Source organism: Flavitalea flava (assembly GCF_054461575.1).
The window spans coordinates 1-24,033 of the sequence record NZ_JBTLQH010000008.1 but is presented as its reverse complement, the minus strand read 5'-3'; the positions used below and the strand labels follow the sequence as shown (position 1 = coordinate 24,033).

Here is a 24,033-nt window from a genome sequence, read left to right as displayed (position 1 = left end):
AAACCGGGGTATTAAACGTTCTTATTGGAAGGGAATTTTTTCTGATAAATACAACGTATGGAAATAGGGATTGACAGTTTTGCAGCAATGTTCAATAATGATAACGGCACTTCACTGAATGATAAGGATAGTATGGCTCAATTGCTCGAAAGAATCGAGCATGCCGACCGGTCCGGGCTGGATGTCTTCGGAATCGGAGAACATCACCGGAAAGGGTTCCTGGATTCGGCACCTGCCCTGATCCTCGCCGCTGCCGCAGCCCGCACAAAACGTATCCGTCTGACCAGCGCCGTCACGGTCCTTAGTGCGGCTGACCCGGTACGCGTGTTTCAAAGCTTCGCTACCCTGGATCTGATTTCCGAGGGTCGGGCAGAAATGGTGGTTGGGCGTGGCTCTTTTATCGAGTCTTTTCCTTTGTTTGGTTTAGCGCTGGAAGATTATGATGCGCTTTTTTCGGAGAAATTATCGCTATTGCTCAATATTCAGAAAAACGAATTTGTCACCTGGTCCGGCAAATTCCGGCCTGCACTCAAAAATCTCCCTGTCTATCCCAGACCCTTGCAGGATCCGCTTCCCATCTGGATAGGTGTCGGTGGTACGCCTGAATCCTTTGTTCGCGCCGGTCGTCTCGGTCTTCCCCTGATGGTGGCGGTCATTGGAGGGGAAACGCATCATTTTCGCCCACTGGTAGACCTTTACCGGGAAGCAGGAAAAAAGGCCGGGCATTCCCCGGATATACTGAAAGTAGGATTACATTCCCTGGGCTATGTGGCTCCTACTACCAAAGAAGCGATAGATGATTTTTATCCGGGTTATGCGGCCGGCATGACGAAAATTGGAAAAGAGCGGGGATGGCCGCCGATGACAAGGATTTCATTCGATGCGCAAAGAGGTCCGAAAGGAGCTTTATTGGTCGGCGGCCCGGAAGAAGTAGCAGAAAAAATCCTTCGTCATAGCGAAGCCCTGGGCGGCATTTCAAGACTCACTTTCCAGATGGATAGTGCGTCGCTGCCACATGAAAAACTCATGCAAGCCATCGAATTGATAGGAACCCGGATAGCACCGGCTGTTAATCTATAGCCTTACTTTCAGATCATATTCCTTTATTAAGGTCAGAAAAGCTTCCGCATTCCCCTTCGCATCGTCCACCGGATGGTGGGTGTGTTTTGTCTTTCTTAAGTGTTTGAAATTCTGAGACGTGTCTTTTACCATTCCCTTGTAAAGGCTTCCCAGATTTTGCGAACTATAGCCAAACGGGTTGCTCCCTGTAAAATGGTGAAAATACCAACACATAAACATCCAGTCGAAACCGTTGTTGTCGCTGATAAAGATGGGCTGGCCTTTACTGAATAGGCGCAGCCATAGTGCGAAATCCTCCATTACTTTTTGAGGATTTCTATAGGCGAGGGTTTGTTCGCGGGTAAGACCGGACACAGCTAAGGCTTCAGGAATGAATTTATCCGAGATCGGGCGGAGCATTCCATAAAAGGATTTATCCAAAGCTTCATCTACGATGAAGGCCCCGAAAGCAACCATCGAATAATGGCCAGGGATTGGCCCGTCACTTTCGACGTCTACCATGATGTATGACATAGGATTTTTTTAGTGATTTATTGGTTTATTGATTTCTGTTTGTGGTTTAATTAGGCCGCAAATATATATAAGAAATTTGGAATAGTTTGGAAAAAAATTGCAGCGAGTTAGGGGATGATGTTACTATAACGGGAGGAACTGACGGTGGGCGGAAATTTAACTATGATATGTGGCCGCAATACATCCGCGCGAGGGAAAAGAGTGTTAGGAGCTATTACTCTAAAATCAATATCTTTTTAACAAAGGATTCACTAATGCCTTTTAATGAAGCGACTTCTTCAATTATATTCGGGAAACACGCTCATAATTGATAGAGATCTCCTTGTATCCTATTTTGCGGCTAATTCTATTTTTTACACCGATCAGTTTACCAGTTGGAATCTGGGTAGATCGTCCTGCCAGGTATTCTACTTCTGCCTTGGTTGGATTGACTTCTACTCCCAAGCGATTGAGAGCTTCTTTGGCAAGGGCGGGCAAACTTTGGATTGGAAGGACTTCGCCTGTCATAGATGATATCTTAGTTTTTGCATATAGTCCATAACCGATTTTAAGGATCTTCCCTTTCCTGGCTAACTTTAGCAAGGTTCTACCAACCTGATCGTATCCCCCTAAATCAGTGAAATCTTCACGCAAGACCACACGGGATTTCATTCGGGAAATCCGTGTGAGAATCTTGCCTTCGATGGTATTATTATTTCGCATTAATTTTTAATAAATTGGCGATACAAAGATACGACTCTTAATTGTTGAAAAGCTCCTGCGAAACTTTGAACCGACTAGCTAGTTTGCAGATAATATCCCTGGAAAACCCGTGCCTGTAATGCAGAATATCTGATACCAGACTTTTGCTAACGGCTATTTCGTTGGCAAGGTCAACGGCTTTCAGTTTATTTTCTTTCATAAGGAAATCAAGGATTTCCACCGGATCTGCATCGGAAAAAGTATTGTGTTCTTCATCCCATTTTTCAATCAAAAGGGTCAATAAATCTATTGTATCCTGCTGCTGTCTGGTTTTCTTTTTAATCATGACGATTTCTTCCAACAGGTTACAATACTCTTTGTATTGGGTTATGGTTTTTATGACTTTGTATTTTAAGGATGCCATGTTTACAATTTAAAATGCCTTTTTGCTTCTCTGAATACATCAACGAATTTCGGAAGATCATATACCTGGTCTTCGAGTTTCCTTTGCCAACTTTGGCCTAGATTTTTCTCTTTTGCCAACACTTTGACCTCAAACTGAACAGGGTCATGTCCTTTGTTTTTGGCTTTCCGTTCAAATTCGGGCTTAAGGTCCCGTGGTTCGGTCCTTCCCATTAATGTTAGTGAGGTGAGGGTTTTCGCAACCGCATTCCCTTCTTTTGGATGGATCATATCATGTAAATAAAGGTGAAATAATATCCCTTGTTTCCATATTCTGCATAACGTTCCATTTCTTTATCCATTTGCCTTTCTTTTCATAGGAAGGTTCTAATAGGATAAAGGAGTCGGATTTTAAACGCTCCAAGGATTCGGAAATAGGGTTTTTAATATCCAACAGCTCCATTAAAAATCCTAATCGTTTAATTACCGATTGAGTTTTGAACCGTTCACAATAATGGTAAAGTTTTTGGAAATCTATTTTGTCTTTTGATTTGTACAAAGCCTTTGCAATTTCAACGATACCACCGGAATAATCTGGTTTATATAGGCTGTCGACAAATGTCTTCTCCAGGTCGGAGCAGCTAACCTTGTTAAATCCGTCTACCCATATTTTCTTATTTCCAAAAAAATGGTCTGTGTTATAATAAATAAACTGAAATTTGATACCATTAATCTTCAGTATGGAAGGCTTGATTTGTTTGTTTACAACGATGCGCTCAATAAGAGATGGCTGCGTGATCAAGCTATGTATTTCCAGAGCACTATAGTAACCGATATAATAATCTGCATCTCCAACCAGGTATTTTGTAATCAAATGCCAGTTCGGAAAATAGGTATTGGCATCCTGCTCATAGGGTATGATCCAATAGACTCCCTCTTTAAGGCGTAAGAGCAATCCTCGTTTAATCATGTCACGCATTAGTTTTTTAACGGCATCTCTATTAGATGTCTTTAATAATAAATTGGCTTCATCCAGGGTAAAGGCCGGCTTATTTAGAACAGTGAAATATTTAATTACTTCTGCTGATTTACTGGAAAGGGTTTTATATATCATATCTTATAGCTATTTGGAGACTTTTTAGGTCTCTATATGGATATGAAATAAGATTAACTAAAATATTGATAATCAAGATAATTGATTAGGGAATTATTAATTTCCTCTGAATGGCATAGTTCAAAAGAAAGAAATACTTCCCACGAAATGTGTTTGAATTTCTCTATAAACTTGCAAGGTAGGTTGTAGAATAAATAGGACTAAAAAATCTCATTTCCTAAATACCGGTATTCGTAATAACCATTGAGGTATGGGAAAATGCAGACTTAAAACATTTTAGTATTGCAAATATATATAAAAAGATAAAGTATAAATTAAAAAAGGGAAGCTTCTTTGGTTAATACAGAAGGATCCACGTTGAGGTTGTGGTTGAAGAGATCTCTTATATTTTTATCAATTTCCTGCAAGGTCACTGTTTTTGGATTGCGCCGTGATTTCAGATAATTGTCACGGGTCATTTTATTGGCAATCTCTCCAACTGTTTGAACGGAAAACTCTTTGCCAAACCATCCTGCAATTATGTAGCCGGTTATTACTATGATTAGACCAACGAGGCCAGTTTCCCAATTAATAAATAATGAAATTATAGAAAGAAGGAGGCTAATTAGGAGAATACTAATTAGCCATTCCCTCGGTCTCAATATTTTTAAAGGAAAACCAAGTTCTTTTTCTATTTGTGGCATCTTTTGCCGGCGGCCTTTTCGGGGAATCAGACCTTCCAAAACAGTATCAGGCGAGATGGTGTTTTTTTCTACTTGCTGGGTCATGGCAATGGATTGCCGGATTTTATAAAATGCCTGTTGGGTCGTACACCCTTCCACATGATCAAACCTTATCTTGCTGAAAATGATATCACAGATATCACCAAAGGTTCTTGCATTATCGAATGCGTTGTTCTTTAGTTTAAGATCAAATGATTTATCGATTTTTACCAGTACATCCGAAATGTCTTCCGGATCGATATTCTTTAGTTCGACTATTTCCGGGGTATTCATAGTATAATATTAATTAAAATTTTAATTCCCTAGGTGCCTGATCTGCATTTTATAAAGATTATTTGCTGGTTTTTGCGTGAAGGGGTAGGAGTTTAAGGAATTATAAACGATTTTTAGAGAATATGAAGGAAGCTATTGACCAACAAATCAGGGCCATTGAACAAAATAACCAGGTTAGGATATTGTATGCCTGTGAATCGGGTAGCAGGGCCTGGGGGTTCGCCTCGCCCGACAGTGATTATGATGTGCGTTTTATTTATGCTCAGCCGGTGAATAATTATCTTAGTATCCGCGAAAGAAAGGACACGATTGAACTGCCGGTTAACCAGGAATTGGATGTAAATGGCTGGGATATCCGAAAAGTCTTGCAATTGTTCCTGAAATCCAATGCACCCCTTTACGAATGGCTGCAATCACCCATTATTTATAAGGAGAAGGGCAGTTTTTCCAAAGAGCTAAAGGAATTAATGGAGGCTTATTTTTCCCACCGGTCAGGCTGCCACCACTATTTTTCCATGGCCAGAAATACTTTTGAAAACGATCTCCAGGGTGAACAGGTAAAGCTGAAGAAATACTTTTATGCATTGCGGCCGCTCCTGGCTTGTCTATGGATTATTGAAAAAAGATCTCTGCCTCCAATGGAATTCGGCCAGTTGCGTACACTAATAACAGATCCTAATTGGAATACATCAGTGGATGATCTGCTGGATCGAAAGAAATCGGCTGATGAAAAGGCCTTGATCAACCCCGTAGGTTTATTACAACAATGGATTGAAAAGACCCTGATCTATTGCAAGGAACAGTCGGATGCCATCGAACCGGTTAAACGTGATATAATAGCCTTGGACGCCTTATTCAGGAAATATATTGGAAATCATGACCTTTAAACAACTTATTGAGGAACCGCAGCATCTTTTACTGAAAAGCATCAGTGGCAGTAAGGCCTATAATCTTTCCCTGCCTACTTCAGACACGGATATCAAAGGCATTTTCGTCCTGCCTCAAAAAGAATTATACGGGCTGACCTATACGGAACAGGTTTCTAACCGCACCAATGATGAGGTCTTTTTTGAGATAGGCCGTTTTATGGAACTGCTTTCCAAAAATAATCCTAACATTCTCGAATTGTTAAGCACTCCGGCTGACTCCGTTTTGTTCCGGCATCCCCTAATGGATTTGATCAGACCCGAAGATTTTCTTTCCAAAATATGCCTGGATACTTTTGCGGGATACGCCAAAACACAGGTGAAAAAGGCCAGAGGTCTGAATAAAAAGATGAACCAATCTTTTGAAAAGGAACGCAAATCGGTGCTGGAATTCTGCTATGTGGTAAAAGGAAATGGGACAATACCGCTCAATGATTGGCTGAGGGAAAATGCCTATTGCCAGGAGGATTGCGGCCTGGTTAATCTGGCACATTTCCGGGATGCCTATTTATTATACCACCAGGAGCAGTTTGTTGGCTCTGAAAGACAGGAATCCGAAAGACTTAGAGGGATCATTTCTTCTGTTGCGGCGAGTGATGTTCAGCTAAGTTCGATTTCCAAAGCTATCGAACCGCTGGCTACCCTGCATTTTAATAAAGATGGCTATTCTGTTTTTTGCCGGGAATATGGAGAGTATTGGACATGGGTAGAAGAACGGAATGATGAACGTTACAAGAACACCTTATCTCATGGAAAGAATTATGATGCTAAAAATATGATGCATACTTTCCGCCTCCTGGCCATGGCTGAAGAGATTGCTACCCATCACCGGGTAATCGTTCATCGGGAGGACAGGGAATTTTTGCTGAAGATACGGTCCGGAACATTCGACTATCATGAATTGATCCAAATGGTGGAGGAAAAAATGGAGAAGATTGAAGAGGCATATGATAGGTCTGGGTTGCCGGAAACTCCGGATTATCAATTGGGGGAGGATTTGCTGGTAAGGATACGAGAAGGGTTTTATGAAAATTTTCCACCTCAAAAAAAATAGTTGTCTTCTTCTAATTAAATGATTGTCTAAACGCATTTGGCGAAACGTTGGCGATGCGTTTGAACAATTTATTAAAGGATTGCGGATGCTCGAATCCCAACTGATAAGCAATCTCTGCAATGCTCAGATGGCCCGTAGAAAGCAATATCTTGGCTTTTTCAATCAGGTGGTTATGGATATGCTGCTGCGCACTTTGGCCGATGAGTGATTTGAGCATATCTGTTAAATACCTGGAAGAAACTCCCAGGTGATCGGCAACATCTTTTACCGAGGGCAAACCCGTTATGGTTGCTGTTTCGTTTCCAAACTGTTTAGAAAGATACGTGTCCATCTCGAATATCAGATCGTGAAAAACAGCTTTCCTGGTCAGAAATTGACGGTTGTAAAACCGGTTGCTATAATTAAGCAATAGTTCTATCTGAGAAACAATCACATCCTGGCTAAAAGCATCGATGTTGTTTTCAAGTTCAGCTGAAATACTGTTAAAAAGTGTGATTATGATTTTTTTTTCTTTTTCCGAAAGGAACAGGGCTTCATTTATTGCGTAGGAAAAAAAACCATATTGAGGCATATTTTTACCCAACTGATAATTTCGGTTCAGGTCGGCATGAAAATAAAGAGTGTAACCCTCATAGCTGCTTTCATCGCCGGTCATGGTAACCAGTTGGTTTGGCGCCAAAAAAGCAAGTCCGCCTTCCTCAAAGTCAAAATAGCCCTGCCCGTATTTTACCTGTCCCTTAAAATTCCGCTTGAATGAGATCTTATAAAAGTCGATCAGAAAGCTTTGCCCGGCATGCTCTAATTTGATCTTGTCTATATCGTAATTTACCAAAGCCACCAAAGGATGGAGAGGGGTAGGCATGCCCAGCTCCCGCATTAACCCGGAAATACTTTTAAAAACTAAAGGCTTTGAATTGGTGGCTTTCATACAAGTGAATTTAGTCCTGAACGGTTGGCCTTATCACAATATCGCCAACGTCAACGTTACCCGGCTGACTGATCGCATAAGACACGGCATTTGCAATATCATCAGCAGCTAAAGCGATTTTTGCTACCTTATCTTTTAATACCGCTTTGGTTGCCTCATCTTTAATATGGTCTACCAGTTCAGTTTGCACAAATCCCGGAGAAATACCGGTTACCCTATATTTTCCACCGGATTCTTGCCGCAACGCTTCTGCGATGGTACGCACCGCATTCTTTGTGCCGGCGTATACACCCTGTGTAGGAACTATTTTGATCCCTGACGTGGAAATGATATTAATGATATGACCTGAGCCTTGTCTTTTAAACACTGGCAAGGCAGCAGCAATCCCATACAAAACACCTTTAAGATTCACATCTATCATATCTTCCCAATCTTCTACCTGTAAATCGTCTATGCGGGAAATGTGACTGATACCGGCGTTATTGATAACTACATCTAACTTACCGTAAGTTTTTTCAGCCAGGTCTACCAACTTAACCAGGTCTTCTCGTTTTTTAACGTCGGTAAGCAAATATACTGCTTTGCCACCTGCTTTATTGATACGGTTTGTCAAATCTTCCAGGCGATCATTCCGCCTTGCACCTAAAACAACTTTAGCTCCCTGAGCGGCCAATAGCAACGCAATGGCCTCGCCAATTCCGCTGCTTGCACCGGTTATGGCTACTACTTTTCCTCTGATATTTTCCATAACACAAATCTCAATAAAGATTAGCATTGAAAGTTAGCCTGAATGGTAAATGTTGTAGCCGGAATCACAACATTTAATTTCACTGAATTTAATGGCCGTTCTGTAATACCTCCTTTTGCATCATTGTAGTGTATTAATACGACATTATTTTAGCGCAATGATAATTAAGTCCTACGGCTCTCCGGCACAGAAATTAGTGGGATTCCATGATCCTGCCTGCATGGGAGCCCTTCGCACTGCACAAACTTAGGCTGACTACACAGGTGCCGACCAGGTTGGTCTACCTTATCAGCCAACGATTCGCCATTTCTGAAACCTACCTGGGCCGTTATTTTAAGAAGCACTTTAATGAGACCTATCAGCAATACATCATGCAATACAAATTTAAGCTCATTGAAAACCGCCTGCTTCACAGCAATATGCGCATAAATGAGATTGCCGATGAATTTGGTTTCACCGACAAAAGCCATTTTAACCGCATGTTTAAAAAACATAGCGGGATGAGCCCTTCTGCTTTTAAAAAACCCGCAAAAGAAGGATCGCTTTGATTACTCCCTTATCGGTGAAAATTGGAGGAGAAGCGGTGAAATAAAGGTTACTTTGGCGTATTCTTATCAAAAGTAAGGGTGTCAAAAAATATCGTCAGCGAGTTCAATTTCTCATTCTTCACCTTCCAGATTTCGGCCACATCTCCATTCATTGTTACTCCGTTAGGAAATTTAAAATCATAGTTTCCAATAACGCAGGCTTTATCGCCTTCAATCATCATTTCCTTTACACGCATGGTTTCAAACACACGGGAAAACCGCTTAATCACCTCCATGTAGGCCGCTTTTCCTACAGCGGGTGTCGTTTTTGTCAGGTCACCGCCAATAAATGTAAAATCATCAGAGAGCACCGATTCCCATCCCTCCTTTTGGGCAAAACCTTTGTAATAGGTATCCAGGAGCTGTTTTGTCATTTTTGAATGTTCCATTTTTCTTTTTTAAGATTTAACAATCATTACCTTTGTTGTTGCATTTTGCAAGTGCTAAGATAAAAAAGATATTGCAATTCGCAAGTACTTTAAATAAATAGTATGAACAATACCAGGTCAGATTGCCCCATCAGTTGCTCCCTGGACATTTTTGGAGATAAATGGTCGTTGCTGATTATCAGGGATATTATGCTTCGGGGTAAAATGTCTTACAGCGAATTTCTGAAATCGGAGGAAAAAATCGCTACCAATATTCTTGTGAACAGGTTAACCATTTTGGAGGGTGAAAAGATCCTGCTAAAACAGATAGCACCAAACAACAAATCAAAATTTATTTACAGTCTTACTCAGAAGGGAATCGACTTGCTGCCCATTATCATTGAAATAATGGATTGGGGAGCAAAATACAATGCCAACTGTCCACGCAGGGAGCTAGGGAAAAAAATAAAAAAAGACAAAGCGAGGGTTATTAAGGAGTATTTTGAAAAGCTAAATAACCAATAGCCCTTAATTAAATGAAAAATCATAAATTGACCTAATTTAATGCAATCCAGACTTGAAACTGAATCGGAAGAATCCTGCGTTTATTGTGAACGGACGATTGAACCCGGCCTAAAACTTTAACTATTTATCATGGGAGAAGGAAAACAAAAAAATACCTTTGATGCCATTGTCATCGGATCCGGAATCTCTGGTGGATGGGCTGCCAAAGAGCTTTGTGAGAAAGGATTGAAGACCCTTGTATTGGAACGGGGCAGGAACGTCGAGCATATTAAGGACTATACTACGGCAAATACTCCTCCCTGGGATTTTCCGCATAGAGGCCGGCTACCGGAGAAGTTTTTACAGGAGAATCCGCAACTATGCAGGGCAGGGGTTGTATCGGAGGCCAATGAGCATTTTTTTGTAAAGGATCGGGAGCATCCCTATCGGGAAGACAAACCCTTTACCTGGGTACGCGGTTACCAGGTAGGGGGTAAGTCCATGCTTTGGGCCCGTTGGACACAGCGTTGGAGTGACCTGGATTTCGGTGCGAATGCCAGGGAAGGAATAGCTGTCGATTGGCCCATCCGGTATAAGGATATTGCGCCCTGGTATTCCTACGTGGAGAAGTTTGCCGGCATTAGCGGTAACCTGGATGGTCTCTCCCAAGTACCCGATGGAGAATTTATGCCTCCGATGGAAATGAATTGTCTGGAGAAATATTTTAAGACCAGCATCGAGGGGAATTATCCCGGACGTAATCTTATTATATCCCGGACGGCCAATGTTACCCGTGCCATCAATGGCAGAGGGCCTTGTCAATACCGGGACTTGTGCGACCGTGGCTGTCCCTTTGGCGCAGCATTCAGTTCGAATTCTGCCACGCTCCCTGCAGCGGCAAAGACGGGTAATCTGACTATCCTTCCCTTCTCCGTCGTGCATTCGATCATCTACGACGAACAGAAAGGCAAGGCAACCGGCGTGCGGGTGATCGATACAAATACCCATGAAGCCAGGGAGTATTTTGCCAGGATCATTTTTGTCAATGCGAGTACGATCAATACAACCTTAATCCTTCTAAACTCCACATCCAACCGTTTCCCCAACGGTTTGGGGAATGACAGTGGGGTGCTCGGTCATTACCTGATGGATCATAATTACCGGGGCCGGCTTGGCGCGAGCTATGATGGATTTCAGGACCAGTACTATTTTGGCCGGAGACCTACCGGCGTATATATCCCCCGGTTTCGCAACTTCGGTGACGACCGGCAAAAGGATTTTCTGCGTGGTTATGCCTTTGCATGCGGCGCTTCGAGAGGTACCGGCAGCATTCAGGACCATAAATCTTCGATCGGTGCTGATTTAAAGGACCGGCTATCGGAAGCGGGACCCTGGAATATCTGGATGGTTGGCATGGGGGAATGCCTGCCCGATCATGCCAACCACATGAGTTTAAGCAAGACTGAAAAAGATGCGTGGGGAATGCCTCTTCTGCATATGAATGCCGGCTGGAATACAAATGAAGATAAAATGACGGCCGATATTCTCGTGCAGGGAGCAGAGATGTTGGAAAAGGCAGGTTTCAAAAATATCGTACATACAGACAATCATTCCCCGTTGGGTCATGGCATTCATGAAATGGGGACTGCAAGAATGGGAAGAGACCCGAAAACATCTATCCTGAATGGTTACAATCAGCTGCATGCCGTAAAAAATGTTTTCGTCACGGATGGTTCCTGTATGACTTCGGGCGGCTGTCAGAATCCTTCGCTCACGTATATGGCATTGACCGCGCGGGCGGTGGATTTTGCTGTAGGGGAGATGAAAAGGGGGGGGATTTGATATACGGTGAGGCTTATTCTTCGGGTAAAACAGCATGCCTTGATAGATTTTAACTATGATAATATAGAATTAATTGATCTTGATTATATTCTCAAATATCATAAATTCATCATCCCGTACAAACACCAGGAGCAAGTAAAAGTCATTCATTACTATAAATTTGTAAAAATGGAAAAAGAATCTGGAGACATCAGTAAATGCCCGTTTCATAACGGCAGTATAAAGCAAAATGTTGCCGGTGGCGGCACCAGGAACCGTGACTGGTGGCCCAATCAGCTAAGGTTAGGCATCCTGCGTCAGCACTCGGCTTTATCAGACCCGATGGGGGAAGACTTCAACTATGCCGAAGCGTTTAAAAAACTCGATCTGGAAGCGGTGAAAAAAGACCTTCATGCACTCATGACCGATTCGCAGGACTGGTGGCCGGCCGACTTCGGGCATTATGGCCCTTTATTCATTCGTATGGCATGGCACAGTGCAGGCACCTACCGTGTCAGCGATGGACGTGGTGGTGCAGGTGCAGGACAGCAACGGTTTGCTCCGCTGAATAGCTGGCCCGATAATGTGAGTCTGGATAAGGCCCGCAGGCTGCTTTGGCCCATCAAGCAAAAATATGGCCGCAATATTTCATGGGCGGATTTGATGATCCTTACCGGCAATATAGCCCTGGAATCAATGGGTTTTAAGACCTTCGGCTTTGCCGGCGGACGCCCCGATGTATGGGAACCCCAGGAAGACGTGTATTGGGGCTCCGAAACCACCTGGCTGGGTGGCGATCTGCGTTATGCACATGGCTCCCCGGGTGTCGAAGAGAACCATGGCGTACTGGTTTCAGATGACAATTCTGAAGGGGACCATAGCCGCAATCTGGAAAAGCCTTTGGCGGCGGTACAAATGGGCTTGATCTATGTAAATCCCGAGGGTCCTGATGGAAATCCTGACCCTATTGCCGCAGCCCGGGACATACGTGATACATTCGGGCGAATGGCTATGAACGATGAAGAGACAGTTGCCCTGATAGCAGGCGGCCACAGCTTTGGCAAAACCCATGGGGCTGCTCCGGCTACCCATGTGGGCAAAGAGCCCGAACTTGCAGGTATTGAATCGCAAGGCTTTGGCTGGAGTAACGCGTATGGTTCAGGTAAGGGTGCAGATACTATTACCAGTGGGCTTGAAGTAATTTGGACGAAAACTCCCACCCAATGGAGTAATAATTTTTTCGAAAATCTGTTTGGCTTTGAATGGGAACTTTCTAAAAGTCCGGCCGGGGCGCAGCAGTGGGTAGCTAAAGATGCATCGGGGATCATTCCTGATGCGTATGATGTTTCAAAAAAGCATAAACCAACTATGCTTACTACTGATCTTGCTTTACGGGTCGATCCGGTTTACGAAAAAATATCCAGGCGGTTTTTGGAAAACTCCGAAGCATTTGCCGATGCTTTTGCCCGGGCATGGTTTAAACTAACACACCGCGATATGGGACCTCGTGTACGGTATCTGGGACCTGATGTGCCGAAAGAAGAACTGCTGTGGCAAGATGTTATTCCTGCCATTGATCATATATTGATCGACGAAAATGATATTGCAGGCCTGAAGGCAAAAGTATTGGGATCCGGATTGAACGTTTCTGAACTGGTTTCTACAGCATGGGCTTCGGCTTCCACCTTTCGTGGTTCCGATAAACGCGGAGGTGCCAATGGAGCCCGCATTCGCCTGGCTCCTCAAAAATACTGGCGGGTCAACAATACCGCGCAGTTGCAAAAAGTATTGAACACCTTAGAAGGCATTGGAAAAGAATTTAATGCTGCGCAGGCAAACGGTAAAAAAGTATCCCTGGCAGATTTAATTGTACTTGCCGGAGTGGCCGGTATCGAAAAAGCAGCGAAAGATGCAGGACATACGATCACCGTTCCTTTTAAACCTGGCCGTATGGATGCTTCGCAGGAACAAACGGATGTTGAATCAGCCGGATACCTGGAACCCCTTGCTGACGGTTTTCGCAACTACCGCCCTTCAAAATCCAGTGTATCTACCGAGGGATTATTGATCGATAAAGCCCAGTTGCTGACACTTACGGCTCCTGAGTTAACCGTATTGGTGGGTGGTTTGCGTGTTTTAAACACTAATTTTGATGGTTCTAAACATGGTGTTTTTACCTCTCGTCCAGGCTGCCTTACGAACGATTTCTTTGTAAACTTGCTCGACATGAGCACCGCCTGGAAAGCAATATCCGCAGACAAGGAGATTTATGAAGGCAGTGACCGTACCTCCGGTAAAACAAAATGGACAGGTACCCGTGCAGATCTTGTGTTCGGCTCTAATTCAGAACTGAGAGCTATTGGCGAGGTGTACGGAAGCGCTGATGCCCAGGACAAATTTGTGAAGGACTTTGTAGCAGCATGGGATAAAGTGATGAATTTGGACAGATTTGAGGTAGCCTGATCCACTTCACTTTCGTCCAGAGTGGTCAATTATCCAGTGCGGTCATCAAAAACGTCGACACGACAGGCCGGTCATGTCGTGTCGACGTTTTCATGATATCTTCTATTTGTTTGATGGCATAAAATCCCATGTGGCGGCGATGTGGTTGGTGGGCGAGAAATAAATTTATTTTGCAGGCCTTATCCAGATAGCTTGTCCGCCAGATGCTATCAGATGCGTATCCAGTACAGTAGATGAATCAACTTTCAGCCTTTTTATGGAAACCTTTGTGCGGACCTTTGATGCAGGGTCATCATAATAAATACTGGCTTCATATTTTTTGCCTGACGTTAAAAAAATCAACGGTAAGCTCAAAGAACGGGCATCCGTATTTGTGACAGTGCCAACAAACCAATCTTCTCCTTTACGGCGGGCAACGGTAATATATTGGCCTATTACTCCACCCATCACTTTTGTATCATCCCAAACGGTGGAAATATGATCAAAATATTCCAGTTCGGGCTCGTTCTGAGAATCGGATGGTAAATCATACCAATATAAAAATTGTAACGGGCTGTAAAAAATGGCAGCCAGTGCCAACTGGTGACCGGAAGTGGTTTTCATAACCCTTGGATTCTGCGCTTCTGCAAGACGTTGTTTTAATTCAGGGCGATGATAGTAGCAAATGGTATGATCAGCCGGGCCTGCAATAAAACGCGTAAATGGAAGAATGGTACTGTTGGTCGCTTCCGGCATTTCCTCGTTACCACGCACCCCTTCCTGTGTAAGAAGATTGGGGTATGTGCGGGTGAAACCAGTTGGCCTGTACTCATCATGTACATCAACCATCAAATGAAATTGTGCGCATTTTCTTACTGCCTCATGCAGCCAGGTAGTCCAGCGGTGCGAGCCCACTTCCACAAAACCGAACTTTATACCACTGACGCCCCATTTTTCGTACAGCGGTAAAAGTTGGTCCAGTTGCTGGTAAAGTGCTCGCTGGTTGACGTATAAGAAAACGCCAATGCCTTTGGATTTAGCATAACGGATTACTTCCTGAATGTCCAAATCGCTGTTTGGATTGCGGCGTGGATCTACCTTTACTTTCGTGGCATCCGAACCCACCACGTATTCATAACCATACCAGCCTGCATCAAAATGAATATATTGCAAGTGGCGTTTAACGGCAAAGTCCACCAGGTCTTTTGAACCTTTCATGGTCAGGGTCATTTCACGCATGATTTTGCCCGGCTGTATCCACGTGGTATTATTAATTTCGCAGGGAGCATTGAGATTCAGCAAAAGATCATTGTTAGCCAACAGTTCTCCCGGTTGATCGGCACCCATGATGACCCTCCATGGCGTAGTGATGGGTGTAAATAAATCCACCTCACCGTACATCGAACAACGAATGGTGTTGGCCTTCTCCGTATCAAGACTAAATTTAGTGCGTGCATAATTAACCATGGCCGCTTCTGCAAGACATGCATATTTTCCATCAGCCATTTGCAATACCAGCGGCCGTTCAGCTTCATCGGGCCAATTCGTCAACGGCAGCAGGCTATAGGCGCCTTGTGCCCTGCTGGTAAACCATGCTTTAGCTCCCGCAGGCACCGTAAATTCAGTTAGCTCTTTTTTTATGCTTACATCCATTCCACCCATAATACTGGCGTCCGATCCTGCAACCGGGTTTTCGGGAAATACATACCGGAAAGCAATGCCTTCGTCATAAGCCCTCACCTGCAATTGAAATTTATTTCTTTTATTGTTGTTTAGCAAAAAGGTGATGATGATTTGATGGTAATGATCCCTCACCTGGCTTCGTTCACCGTATACGGGCTTCCAGGTGGTATCCTGGTTTGAAAAAGTTACATCTGTTAATACCAGTCCTTTTGCCCAACCACCAATACCCAATGCCGAAGAAAGTATAAAAGGTCTTTGCCGGTAAGTAATGGAATACGACGGAACGCCTTCTTGCGATAAACTGAAGGAATAAACTAGTTTCCCATCGGGAGAAGTTAAGTCTTTCATTTGTTGTGCCTGCAATAATTGAACACTTAACAATAAGTAACAGAAACCGGCTATCAATTTGGACAAGTTCATTGTTTTAGTTAGTTAAGCAATTTTTTGGAAACGGGAATCGGGGTTAGCAGGAGCAAAAGTAGGGAAACCTGGAGATTTGCAAATGGTGATGTAGATTTTTGGATGGAGATAGTTACCGGGATTAAGGCCAGGATGGGTAGGTAATAACAAAACTTAACTAACTACCTACCCATTAAGGAAAATCGCCTTTAAAAGCGCTGGTACATATTTTAATTGTCCGGTTCATGTCTGTGTGGTGATACTTGAAAAAATTGTTTTGAATCTGGTAGGGGAGACAAATAAAAAAGGCCGCTTTTCCGGGAAGAGGCCTGCATACTATACTATTATAGGAATACTAACCTTTTAGCACCGGGAATGGATCTGTCTCCCCGTTGGTAATAAAGACAATACGGGTACTTGCCAGAATAGCCCTGATGTCTGTTGTAGCAAGTGTGCCTGATTGATATGTGAAGATGGTGCGCATTTTGTTTGGCTAACTAGGATTAGCGAGAGCAAAAGTATATAAAAAGTGGAGATAACAAATCTTGTTGTATCGTGGACAAAATGGGTCAATCTTGCAGCCACTTGCTGCAATATCACCGCCTTGAAACCTTTTGCGTTTCTCTCCCTTTAATTGGACCAGGTTTCGAAAATTGGTCATGGCATTTTTATTTTTCGGCCTTTTTAAAGGAGGTTTGGCCAAGGACATCATTCAGGCGGCTATCACACTTCTTATTTAATGCGAAGAAATGAATATTTCCATTTTTGCAGATGCTACCCAAGAAATCCTGTTTCTTGTTCATAAAATGGACCGTCGGAAGTGTTGCGTTACAACGGACAAGCCAAAACAAATGGGTTAAGAATTTCGCCAATTCGTCTATCGAAATTTCGAAGCCACCATTGAATTTGCTTCCGACTTTCTTTTCAAACAGGTAGACAAGAGCTAGGTTCGCTGGCTTATAGTCGTTTTGCTGATATAGCCAGGGAGTTTTGGTGTCTCCAAGAAATATGAGCGATTCAACTCCAAGGAGCTGAACTAAGTTCACCGTTTCAGTTGCCAGATTTTTCGCATGCCTGTTAATAGAGTTTGAGGATAGCATCAAAATATATCCGCACCTGGCTTTGGGAAAAAAATAGTTATCGTGCCTGTGATCGGTCCACGGAAACTTGGGATACTGCGCCAGGCATGCTTTGCGAGCGATTTTTTTGAACATATTAAATAGGCTTCATTTTTTAGGTCCCCTTTTCATTGTCGTTAGCCCAACATCCTGAAGATGCCTTCGCAAAGAATATTCCTGCCATTTCATTTCATTCCTAGGCGGTAAAATAGCTGGTTTTTCCATTTTTTCCCAGTGGATGGCATAAATGTCTTTCCTTCCCTTGAAGAGAGACTTTAAAATAGCGAACTGGTCTTGAATTAACGTAAGATGATTAAAGATAGGAGAATAGATTTAGGTGGTTTTTGAGTAAATGTGATCATACCAGGCTTCGACTCAAAAAATGATGTTTTATAGTACTTTAGTCAGGTTAAACCTGACTAAATGGATATGAAAGAATAATTTATTGAAAAAATGGATATTTTTATGTTATTTTGTATCTAATTGGTCAGGTTTAACCTGACTAAATGGATATGCAACATAAAAATATATCTTATCAGTCAAACAAGGTTTTAGGCTATTTTTTCAATAGCCAGAAGCTCTGCTTTACCATTTCTAAAGCTTTAAAAGCTTTGCCGGATACTTCCGTAAGTGCAGTTAAGGAATTACTAAGCGACATGGCCAAACGAGGCCTGTTAATGCGTATCAAAAGAGGTTTATACTATATTATTCCTTTTGACCAGAATCCTCAAACATTCATGCCGGACTGGCATTTATTGGCGGAATTTTTAGTGGGTGAGAGCAAGTTTTATATCGGCTATTATTCAGCGCTTCACTTGCACCAGTTAATCACCCAGCCTTCTCTTACGGAATTAATTGTTACGGATCATCAAATAAAACCTGCTTTGATCAAGGTAAAGAATGTAACATTTCAGTTTATCTATCATAATGAAAAGCATTTTTTCGGAACGGAAAAAGTTTGGATAGATTCCTTTAATAAGGTAATATGCTCCGATTTGGAAAAGACATTTATAGATTGCCTGTTCAGACCTGATTATGGAGGTGGAATCGTAGAAATAGGAAAGGCTCTTTACACGGCCAGAACATCTATCAATTTTGAAAGATTATTGGACTATTGTAAGAAATTTGATTCGCAAGCAGTAATTAAAAGGCTTGGTTTTTTATTGGAGCTATTAAAAATTGATACGCCTATCATCGAAGATTTGCAGGGCCTTAAAACAGACTCTTACGTCCTCTTAGATACAGAAATGGAAAAAGTAGGGAAGAGGTTAAGCCGTTGGAGTATTCAGCAAAATATAGATTCAGAAACCATTAAATCTTCAATCCTGACATGATTAAGCCTGGAGAAATACAACAATATGCGCGCAAGGTGGTTGTGCGTGATACACAAATCGAAAAGGATTATATTCTTACATGGATACTTTTGGGCGTGTCAAGGCATCAACGCCTTTCAAAGCTATTGGTATTTAAAGGAGGTACATTACTATTCATATGGACCTGAAGGCAGGAAATATTCTGATCGATGCGTCCAATAACAATCCTTATATCGCTGATTTTGGATCTGTTAAGAAGCTTATTACCGGCACGGAATAAACGCAAAATGGCCAATGTACGCTCTATTATATGCCGCCGGAGCTAATCGCCGATGGGAGACATTACCGGCAATCCGACATTTATCAAGTCGGCGTCATTCTCTTTAAATTACTCCACGGCGCATTTTCCGTTAATCATCCGGAACAATGGCTCAAAACGAAGGAACGCCAGAAACTTCATCAACTTTCTGCTGGATCTCAAAAACCTTATTTCGAACAGCAGATTAAAGACAAAATTGTTAAAGGGAAATTTCTGAATCTAGACTCCTTGCCAGTGTATGTCGACCGCCAACTAAAGACGATTCTGCGTAAAGCTTTGAATGTTGATTATCAGGCGCGGTACCCAAATTGCCCAGCATTCCAAAAAGCATTATACGACTATCAGAAAGAAAGTAATGATTGGTGGATGGATGGACGATTCTTATACGCATATTTCAAAGACCGCAACAGATATTATAGAATTGTTTCTGGGAAGAAACAAGTATTAATTCAAGCGTCGTCCGACCAACACAAATGGCGGAAATCCGCAGAAAGAGCCTCGATCAAGGAGGCGGTGGGTTATGTCGATGAAAAATAAAAGGACGAGGAATTCGGCTAAAAGATATTCAAATTGGTCAGCCGATAGGTCATCGCAGGTATACTGACTTCAAATTTTCTGGCTAGCCGACCAATAAAATCGGCTTCGGAGAGCCTCTGGTACTCCATCTTTTTCATTTCTTCCTCTAGGAAGGTTTCCGGCATAAGTAGGGCCGCCGCAAAGGCGTTGGCTTCCTGCTCGTGCCGGTAGTCTTCTTCGGTATAAGCATTGTTTTTTCGGAATTTCATCAAAAAGAAATTATCGACGAATAGGTCATTCGTTGTACGGTGGAGCAGGAAATGTCCCAATTCGTGCGCCACAGTAAATCTTCTTCGTACTTGGGCTTCCTTGGGATTGAAGCCAATGATGCCTTTTCCATTCTGGATCACCAAAACACCAGAGGTATCATCGCCCAGGTTGTACTCCAGCAGTTCGATACTCATTCCCTTCACAATACCAAAGATATCCACGGCCGGTTCGATGATCTTAAAGTCGGAAATCATCTGTTGAGCAGTGTCCTCACATTTTTGAAATGACAATTCGTTAAGCATGGTTCATCGCTACCCGATTTATGCGTCTTTAGATTTAATAAAACTAATGAAATCATTGACCCGGTTGGTATCCTCCTCGGTGACATCCCGGGCGGTGGAAGGAGTGCTCAGTGAATCATGGATACGTTTTGTTCTCGCTTCAGAGACTACGTTCACGAGTAAGTGAGAAAGGGACTCAAGTAGCTCGTTCAGGTCAATACGCAAGATCCTGACGATATCGAGCAACGTATGTAGCTGAACTCGCTGCTTCCCAGCTTCGATGTTGGAAATGGAGACCCTCGACAAGTCCAGATATTTGGCCACTACGTCCTGGTTTATCCCTTCCTTTTCCCTTGCCGCCTTTATCCGCTTACCAAGTTCCTCGTAAATCTCGTCCTGGGTCGATTCTGTCAGCAAATAACTTGATTTTGCACAAATTACAAACTTCTAGGGATAAATAAAATGTAAATTTAATAGAAAATATAGACAGAGTAAATTTGTAAAAAAATTTGACTATTTACGATATTCGTATTATTTTTATACCATGAAAGTCTTTAAGCCACCCTAAAAATCACAAAGCCAAGCAGATAACCGCCCGGCTTTGGTTCAAATGGATCGGATGGCCTTTAGGCTCTCCAAATCTAATTGAGATGTGGTAGTCAAAAGTAGAGATTCGTTTTGAGCATGACAATTATTTCTATAACTCCCAGCGGTTAGTCTGTTCGGTTGCGGAATTAGGTACAGCTTACAATTTTACGCACCTCGAAATGTTTTCATTTTCAAATCTAATTTTCTTTTTATGCTACTTCCTTCATTGTTTTCCACCGAACGGCAATTCAAAGCATTGATTTTTAATAACAAAAATTTTATGGCTATGAAAATCAAAGTGTTAATTGCAGGACTCTTACTTATCTCTTCTTTTACGGATATCCACGCGCAGGACAAGTGCCCGAACGTCGTTGTCGTCCGAAAGACCCTGTACGACAGTTTCCAACGGACAAAAGCAGACGTGGGAAATATAGAAAGATCTCTGACGAAGGCCAAGCAAGTTCGAGATGATCTCTATCGGCAATACCGTCAGTGCGAACACCAGAGCGATATTGCCGACATGCTAAAACAGTGGGATGCAGACGTGCAAAATCTCGAAGCCAATCTCAAGCCGGAAAATGAAGCCTATAAGTTGCTTGAGCAGGAGCTTCGACTTGTAATTCACAATGCCAATGGTGTCCCTGCCGTATACCGATATTATGACGCAGGCTACGGCAATTTGGGCAGTGTAGTGACAATGACTTTCTTGTCTCAAGGCGAGAGGATTCTGGTGGTGCCAACCTATAACCAGTTGCCCGATCCAGTGGCGAGCATAAAGTAAATCACGTGCCGTCTAAGAGTCCTGGATCAAAGCAGGCCGGAGGAAGCCTTGTCTTCCGGTCTGTTATTTTCACTCAACAAGTTCTGGCTCATCTACGCATAACTGGTTCTATTTCCTCCGATTTGGCATTGCGAGGCCTTTAGATAGATTTACTAAAATACCAGGAATTTCCAATTTGGCTACCATCAGTTAGTCGCAATATATGAAGGTCTCATTAGTCAAAATGTCGCTTGGATATAGCAGCAATTGGAATCAAATTGGCCCGTCCCAGAAGAATGGATTAAGCTTATGACTGAATGTTGCGGTCCAATCTGGACTCGAATGGGCCGGTTTATATGCTTCAAATACAATATGTTATAAGGATGGCGTTTGGGTGGTGACCGAATTGCGACCTAGGGAAAGAGCTGGGATGAAGGTACCGATTTGGCGGCTTGTCTGTTGGTTATTTCATTGCTCTTAAGGTACCTGGGAGGTCTTTATTCGACTATAAGATATATTTAGGGTCCGGGTTAGGAGACATTATGTTGTCAATCAATTGCTTGGTTTAATAGGATTTTTCCTTTATTAATTTCTTCATTTTCAGTATTTTTGCACGGAAACCTAAAAATAGTCCGCACGGAAACCTAAAAATAGTCCGCTCGGAAACCTAAAAACAGCCCGCTTGGAATCCTGGAAATAGTCCGGCAGGCGCAAATTCTCAACTTATGGCAACTCCGGGTGAAAAGCTGGCTGACGCGCTGGAAGAATTACATGGCTTGCAAGAAAAGGGCCTGGTCGCGATAAAATCCACTGAAATCAACCGGATAAACCGGGAATTGCTTGTGAAGACCGGCTACCTGAAAGAAGTATCCAAGGGTTGGTATACTCCCAGCCGGCCGGATGAACGACCAGGTGATAGCACGTCCTGGTATAGTAGCTATTGGGAATTCTTCGGCCGATTTCTCGACGAAAAGTATGGCAAGGATTGGATTGTTGCCCCGGAACAGTCGCTGCAATTGCATGCCGGTAATTGGACTGTGCCGAAGCAATTGTTGGTCCGGTCATTGGAGGGATCTAATTACAATATGCCGCTGCCTCACGATACTTCACTATTTGTTATGAAAACCCCTTTTCCACCGTCAGAGGTTGTAGAGGTAATGCGGGGAATACGGTGCTATACTTTGGCCGGCTCACTAATCTTTTGCTCGCCCAATACGTTCTCCCAAAATCCGATAGATGCCCGGACGGCTCTTGCGATGATCCGGGATGCTTCGGAAGTACTCCATATATTGTTAGCCAAGGGGCATACCACCTATGCCGGAAGATTGGCCGGCGCATTCCGCAATATTGGCCGGGATCGTATCGCTCAACAGATCATGGATACTATGGCAGCGGCGGGATATAATGTGAGGGAGGAAGATCCTTTCGATACCAAATTAAATCTCAATTTGCCGCTACGGGAGCGGTCGCCTTATGTCAACCGCCTACGTCTTATGTGGCATCAAATGCGGGACGTAGTTATTCCTCATTTTCCCCCGGCGCCGGGACTACCTGCGGATAGAGAAGCGTATCTCCAATCGATGGACAATCTCTATGTAAACGATGCCTATCATTCCCTGTCTATCGAGCGATATCGGGTAAGCAGAGAACTGATCGAGCGGGTACGAAGCGGGGATTGGGATCATCATAAATATGAAGAAGACAAAAGAGAACGAAATGCTATGGCAGCCAGGGGGTACTGGCAGGCTTTTCAGCAGGTAAAGGAGAGCGTGCAAAAAATCTTATCCGACGAAAATGCGGGTCGGGTAGCGGGTGAGGATCATGGGAAATGGTACCGGCAGCTTTTCGAACCGAGTGTGATTGCGGGTATCCTGAAGCCGGAAGACCTAGCTGGCTATCGAACACACCAGGTTTATATAGGCGGATCCAAGCATGTTCCGATTAATGTAGATGCGTTGCCGGATGTCATGCCCGTGCTATTTGAACTCCTGGAATCGGAACCGGAGGCTTCCGTACGGGCGGTGATGGGGCATTTTGTCTTTGTGTTTATTCATCCTTATATGGACGGGAATGGCCGGATGGGGCGGTTTCTGATGAATGCTATGCTTGCTTCGGGGGGATATCCCTGGACGGTGATTCCAGTGGAACAACGGAAGGCATACATGCAAGCATTGGAAAGGGCTAGTGTGGGCCAGGATATTGAGCCTTTTGCGCAATTTTTAGGTTGGCTAGTGGGGGAGGGAATGAAGGGAACGCCGGTTGCGATGATATGAGTTGAAGAAGATGTGCACTATCATTAGCTTAAGAATCGGAATAGCTTTTCTTCTTTGTTTTCGCAAGTAAACAATTCTTTGAGATCATCTAAACGGGCTGCTCTGAAATCCACTTCACTGTTGATTTCCGCAACTATTTGTTGAGCAATCGAGTCGTCCAATTTTAGAGTCAATACTTCAAAATAAATATCCTTTTTCGTTGCAGGAAGCTTTTTTATGTTTCCGATCAAGTCTTTCTCAAAAAGGTGCTCCATGATGCTTGCAATGGAAACACCTAGTGTCTAGTCAATATAATATTGTCGGATAAAGTTTTTTTAGTTTTATCCGGGCCTCCTTGGTGGTAAACTGCC

Annotated in this window: 24 protein-coding genes and 1 pseudogene; 11 read left to right on the top strand and 14 right to left on the bottom strand. The window is 43.2% G+C overall.

All coding sequences use genetic code 11. The features are described from left to right. Positions 1-57: 57 nt before the first annotated feature. Positions 58-1,080 (top strand): LLM class flavin-dependent oxidoreductase, encoded by a 1,023-nt coding sequence (locus tag ACX0G9_RS09940; protein ID WP_459064742.1) that lies wholly within the window; start codon positions 58-60, stop codon positions 1,078-1,080. On the opposite strand, the gene ACX0G9_RS09935 is transcribed toward ACX0G9_RS09940, so the two are convergent. The 6 genes from ACX0G9_RS09935 to ACX0G9_RS09910 all read right to left on the bottom strand — a co-directional run bounded on the left by ACX0G9_RS09935 (position 1,075) and on the right by ACX0G9_RS09910 (position 4,785). Next, positions 1,075-1,593, bottom strand: coding sequence for a 3'-5' exonuclease family protein (locus tag ACX0G9_RS09935; protein WP_459064741.1), 519 nt, complete (start codon positions 1,591-1,593; stop codon positions 1,075-1,077). The two genes, ACX0G9_RS09940 and ACX0G9_RS09935, sit on opposite strands and share 6 nt — an antisense overlap. Positions 1,594-1,875: 282 nt before the next feature. Further along, entirely contained in the window at positions 1,876-2,295 is a 420-nt protein-coding gene (locus ACX0G9_RS09930) for a DUF6088 family protein (protein WP_459064740.1), read from the bottom strand. Between the two features lie 37 nt (positions 2,296-2,332). Further along, the gene (locus ACX0G9_RS09925; protein ID WP_459064739.1) at positions 2,333-2,698 is read right to left on the bottom strand and encodes a helix-turn-helix domain-containing protein; all 366 of its coding nucleotides are present in this window, start codon (positions 2,696-2,698) and stop codon (positions 2,333-2,335) included. A 2-nt stretch (positions 2,699-2,700) separates the two neighbouring features. Further along, positions 2,701-2,967, bottom strand: a complete 267-nt coding sequence (locus tag ACX0G9_RS09920; protein ID WP_459064738.1) for a hypothetical protein — start codon at positions 2,965-2,967, stop codon at positions 2,701-2,703. Position 2,968: 1 nt separating this feature from the next. Next, positions 2,969-3,790: a type IV toxin-antitoxin system AbiEi family antitoxin domain-containing protein gene (locus ACX0G9_RS09915; protein WP_459064737.1), complete on the bottom strand. Its 822-nt coding sequence runs from the start codon at positions 3,788-3,790 to the stop codon at positions 2,969-2,971. A 314-nt stretch (positions 3,791-4,104) separates the two neighbouring features. Next, the gene (locus ACX0G9_RS09910) at positions 4,105-4,785 is read right to left on the bottom strand and encodes a hypothetical protein (protein WP_459064736.1); all 681 of its coding nucleotides are present in this window, start codon (positions 4,783-4,785) and stop codon (positions 4,105-4,107) included. A gap of 122 nt (positions 4,786-4,907) precedes the next feature. On the opposite strand from ACX0G9_RS09910, the gene ACX0G9_RS09905 reads away from it, so the two are divergent. Together ACX0G9_RS09905 and ACX0G9_RS09900 are read left to right on the top strand one after the other, a co-directional pair. Further along, complete coding sequence (locus tag ACX0G9_RS09905) at positions 4,908-5,672, top strand: nucleotidyltransferase domain-containing protein (protein WP_459064735.1); 765 nt, start codon at positions 4,908-4,910, stop codon at positions 5,670-5,672. Continuing rightward, a complete protein-coding gene (locus tag ACX0G9_RS09900; RefSeq protein ID WP_459064734.1) occupies positions 5,662-6,765 on the top strand; it encodes a DNA polymerase beta superfamily protein in 1,104 nt (367 codons plus the stop codon). Before ACX0G9_RS09905 ends, ACX0G9_RS09900 begins: the two co-directional genes overlap by 11 nt. 10 nt (positions 6,766-6,775) lie before the next feature. Here the strand turns inward: ACX0G9_RS09900 and ACX0G9_RS09895 are convergent, their stop codons facing one another. Together ACX0G9_RS09895 and ACX0G9_RS09890 are read right to left on the bottom strand one after the other, a co-directional pair. After that, positions 6,776-7,693, bottom strand: a complete 918-nt coding sequence (locus tag ACX0G9_RS09895) for a helix-turn-helix domain-containing protein (protein ID WP_459064733.1) — start codon at positions 7,691-7,693, stop codon at positions 6,776-6,778. Between the two features lie 10 nt (positions 7,694-7,703). Further along, the gene (locus ACX0G9_RS09890) at positions 7,704-8,441 is read right to left on the bottom strand and encodes an SDR family oxidoreductase (RefSeq protein ID WP_459064732.1); all 738 of its coding nucleotides are present in this window, start codon (positions 8,439-8,441) and stop codon (positions 7,704-7,706) included. A 206-nt stretch (positions 8,442-8,647) separates the two neighbouring features. Between ACX0G9_RS09890 and ACX0G9_RS09885 the strand changes: the two genes are divergently transcribed. Beyond that, complete coding sequence (locus ACX0G9_RS09885; RefSeq protein WP_459064731.1) at positions 8,648-8,989, top strand: helix-turn-helix domain-containing protein; 342 nt, start codon at positions 8,648-8,650, stop codon at positions 8,987-8,989. Positions 8,990-9,036: 47 nt separating this feature from the next. On the opposite strand, the gene ACX0G9_RS09880 is transcribed toward ACX0G9_RS09885, so the two are convergent. Then, a complete protein-coding gene (locus ACX0G9_RS09880; protein WP_459064730.1) occupies positions 9,037-9,417 on the bottom strand; it encodes a nuclear transport factor 2 family protein in 381 nt (126 codons plus the stop codon). Between the two features lie 102 nt (positions 9,418-9,519). On the opposite strand from ACX0G9_RS09880, the gene ACX0G9_RS09875 reads away from it, so the two are divergent. The 3 genes from ACX0G9_RS09875 (at position 9,520) to katG (ending at position 14,184) form a co-directional block, all read left to right on the top strand. After that, the gene (locus ACX0G9_RS09875) at positions 9,520-9,921 is read left to right on the top strand and encodes a winged helix-turn-helix transcriptional regulator (RefSeq protein WP_459064729.1); all 402 of its coding nucleotides are present in this window, start codon (positions 9,520-9,522) and stop codon (positions 9,919-9,921) included. 129 nt (positions 9,922-10,050) lie between these two features. Continuing rightward, on the top strand, positions 10,051-11,742 hold the full coding sequence (locus ACX0G9_RS09870; RefSeq protein ID WP_459064728.1) for a GMC oxidoreductase: 1,692 nt from the start codon (positions 10,051-10,053) through the stop codon (positions 11,740-11,742). A gap of 168 nt (positions 11,743-11,910) precedes the next feature. After that, positions 11,911-14,184 (top strand): catalase/peroxidase HPI, encoded by a 2,274-nt coding sequence (gene katG, locus ACX0G9_RS09865; protein ID WP_459064727.1) that lies wholly within the window; start codon positions 11,911-11,913, stop codon positions 14,182-14,184. Positions 14,185-14,349: 165 nt separating this feature from the next. Here katG and ACX0G9_RS09860 read toward each other — a convergent pair whose 3' ends face one another. Together ACX0G9_RS09860 and ACX0G9_RS09855 are read right to left on the bottom strand one after the other, a co-directional pair. Continuing rightward, on the bottom strand, positions 14,350-16,260 hold the full coding sequence (locus tag ACX0G9_RS09860) for a glycoside hydrolase family 97 protein (protein WP_459064726.1): 1,911 nt from the start codon (positions 16,258-16,260) through the stop codon (positions 14,350-14,352). A 653-nt stretch (positions 16,261-16,913) separates the two neighbouring features. Then, on the bottom strand, positions 16,914-17,459 hold the full coding sequence (locus ACX0G9_RS09855) for a hypothetical protein (protein WP_459064725.1): 546 nt from the start codon (positions 17,457-17,459) through the stop codon (positions 16,914-16,916). 410 nt (positions 17,460-17,869) lie between these two features. Here ACX0G9_RS09855 and ACX0G9_RS09850 point away from each other — a divergent pair, with 410 nt between their 5' ends. Together ACX0G9_RS09850 and ACX0G9_RS09845 are read left to right on the top strand one after the other, a co-directional pair. After that, a complete protein-coding gene (locus ACX0G9_RS09850; RefSeq protein WP_459064724.1) occupies positions 17,870-18,697 on the top strand; it encodes a type IV toxin-antitoxin system AbiEi family antitoxin domain-containing protein in 828 nt (275 codons plus the stop codon). Between the two features lie 280 nt (positions 18,698-18,977). Beyond that, a pseudogene (locus ACX0G9_RS09845) lies at positions 18,978-19,532 on the top strand (protein kinase domain-containing protein); the annotation flags it as partial. 17 nt (positions 19,533-19,549) lie between these two features. On the opposite strand, the gene ACX0G9_RS09840 reads toward ACX0G9_RS09845, so the two are convergent. Beyond that, positions 19,550-20,083 carry an ImmA/IrrE family metallo-endopeptidase gene (locus tag ACX0G9_RS09840; RefSeq protein ID WP_459064723.1) on the bottom strand — a complete coding sequence of 178 codons (534 nt, stop codon included), beginning with the start codon at positions 20,081-20,083 and terminating at the stop codon, positions 19,550-19,552. An 18-nt stretch (positions 20,084-20,101) separates the two neighbouring features. Next, positions 20,102-20,479 carry a helix-turn-helix domain-containing protein gene (locus ACX0G9_RS09835; protein ID WP_459064722.1) on the bottom strand — a complete coding sequence of 126 codons (378 nt, stop codon included), beginning with the start codon at positions 20,477-20,479 and terminating at the stop codon, positions 20,102-20,104. A gap of 382 nt (positions 20,480-20,861) precedes the next feature. On the opposite strand from ACX0G9_RS09835, the gene ACX0G9_RS09830 reads away from it, so the two are divergent. Continuing rightward, the gene (locus ACX0G9_RS09830) at positions 20,862-21,431 is read left to right on the top strand and encodes a hypothetical protein (RefSeq protein WP_459064721.1); all 570 of its coding nucleotides are present in this window, start codon (positions 20,862-20,864) and stop codon (positions 21,429-21,431) included. 704 nt (positions 21,432-22,135) lie between these two features. Next, positions 22,136-23,683, top strand: a complete 1,548-nt coding sequence (locus ACX0G9_RS09825; protein ID WP_459064720.1) for a Fic family protein — start codon at positions 22,136-22,138, stop codon at positions 23,681-23,683. Between the two features lie 23 nt (positions 23,684-23,706). On the opposite strand, the gene ACX0G9_RS09820 is transcribed toward ACX0G9_RS09825, so the two are convergent. Further along, a complete protein-coding gene (locus ACX0G9_RS09820; protein WP_459064719.1) occupies positions 23,707-23,937 on the bottom strand; it encodes a hypothetical protein in 231 nt (76 codons plus the stop codon). Between the last annotated feature and the right edge of the window lie 96 nt (positions 23,938-24,033).

What these genes read in the sequence shown, in the direction of transcription:
- ACX0G9_RS09940 (WP_459064742.1), top strand. Translation starts at nt 58, where the DNA reads ATGGAAATAGGGATTGACAGTTTTGCAGCAATGTTCAATAATGATAAC.
- ACX0G9_RS09935 (WP_459064741.1), bottom strand. Translation starts at nt 1,593, where the DNA reads ATGTCATACATCATGGTAGACGTCGAAAGTGACGGGCCAATCCCTGGC.
- ACX0G9_RS09930 (WP_459064740.1), bottom strand. Translation starts at nt 2,295, where the DNA reads ATGCGAAATAATAATACCATCGAAGGCAAGATTCTCACACGGATTTCC.
- ACX0G9_RS09925 (WP_459064739.1), bottom strand. Translation starts at nt 2,698, where the DNA reads ATGGCATCCTTAAAATACAAAGTCATAAAAACCATAACCCAATACAAA.
- ACX0G9_RS09920 (WP_459064738.1), bottom strand. Translation starts at nt 2,967, where the DNA reads ATGATCCATCCAAAAGAAGGGAATGCGGTTGCGAAAACCCTCACCTCA.
- ACX0G9_RS09915 (WP_459064737.1), bottom strand. Translation starts at nt 3,790, where the DNA reads ATGATATATAAAACCCTTTCCAGTAAATCAGCAGAAGTAATTAAATAT.
- ACX0G9_RS09910 (WP_459064736.1), bottom strand. Translation starts at nt 4,785, where the DNA reads ATGAATACCCCGGAAATAGTCGAACTAAAGAATATCGATCCGGAAGAC.
- ACX0G9_RS09905 (WP_459064735.1), top strand. Translation starts at nt 4,908, where the DNA reads ATGAAGGAAGCTATTGACCAACAAATCAGGGCCATTGAACAAAATAAC.
- ACX0G9_RS09900 (WP_459064734.1), top strand. Translation starts at nt 5,662, where the DNA reads ATGACCTTTAAACAACTTATTGAGGAACCGCAGCATCTTTTACTGAAA.
- ACX0G9_RS09895 (WP_459064733.1), bottom strand. Translation starts at nt 7,693, where the DNA reads ATGAAAGCCACCAATTCAAAGCCTTTAGTTTTTAAAAGTATTTCCGGG.
- ACX0G9_RS09890 (WP_459064732.1), bottom strand. Translation starts at nt 8,441, where the DNA reads ATGGAAAATATCAGAGGAAAAGTAGTAGCCATAACCGGTGCAAGCAGC.
- ACX0G9_RS09885 (WP_459064731.1), top strand. Translation starts at nt 8,648, where the DNA reads ATGATCCTGCCTGCATGGGAGCCCTTCGCACTGCACAAACTTAGGCTG.
- ACX0G9_RS09880 (WP_459064730.1), bottom strand. Translation starts at nt 9,417, where the DNA reads ATGGAACATTCAAAAATGACAAAACAGCTCCTGGATACCTATTACAAA.
- ACX0G9_RS09875 (WP_459064729.1), top strand. Translation starts at nt 9,520, where the DNA reads ATGAACAATACCAGGTCAGATTGCCCCATCAGTTGCTCCCTGGACATT.
- ACX0G9_RS09870 (WP_459064728.1), top strand. Translation starts at nt 10,051, where the DNA reads ATGGGAGAAGGAAAACAAAAAAATACCTTTGATGCCATTGTCATCGGA.
- katG (WP_459064727.1), top strand. Translation starts at nt 11,911, where the DNA reads ATGGAAAAAGAATCTGGAGACATCAGTAAATGCCCGTTTCATAACGGC.
- ACX0G9_RS09855 (WP_459064725.1), bottom strand. Translation starts at nt 17,459, where the DNA reads ATGTTCAAAAAAATCGCTCGCAAAGCATGCCTGGCGCAGTATCCCAAG.
- ACX0G9_RS09850 (WP_459064724.1), top strand. Translation starts at nt 17,870, where the DNA reads ATGGATATGCAACATAAAAATATATCTTATCAGTCAAACAAGGTTTTA.
- ACX0G9_RS09840 (WP_459064723.1), bottom strand. Translation starts at nt 20,083, where the DNA reads ATGCTTAACGAATTGTCATTTCAAAAATGTGAGGACACTGCTCAACAG.
- ACX0G9_RS09830 (WP_459064721.1), top strand. Translation starts at nt 20,862, where the DNA reads ATGCTACTTCCTTCATTGTTTTCCACCGAACGGCAATTCAAAGCATTG.
- ACX0G9_RS09825 (WP_459064720.1), top strand. Translation starts at nt 22,136, where the DNA reads ATGGCAACTCCGGGTGAAAAGCTGGCTGACGCGCTGGAAGAATTACAT.
- ACX0G9_RS09820 (WP_459064719.1), bottom strand. Translation starts at nt 23,937, where the DNA reads ATGGAGCACCTTTTTGAGAAAGACTTGATCGGAAACATAAAAAAGCTT.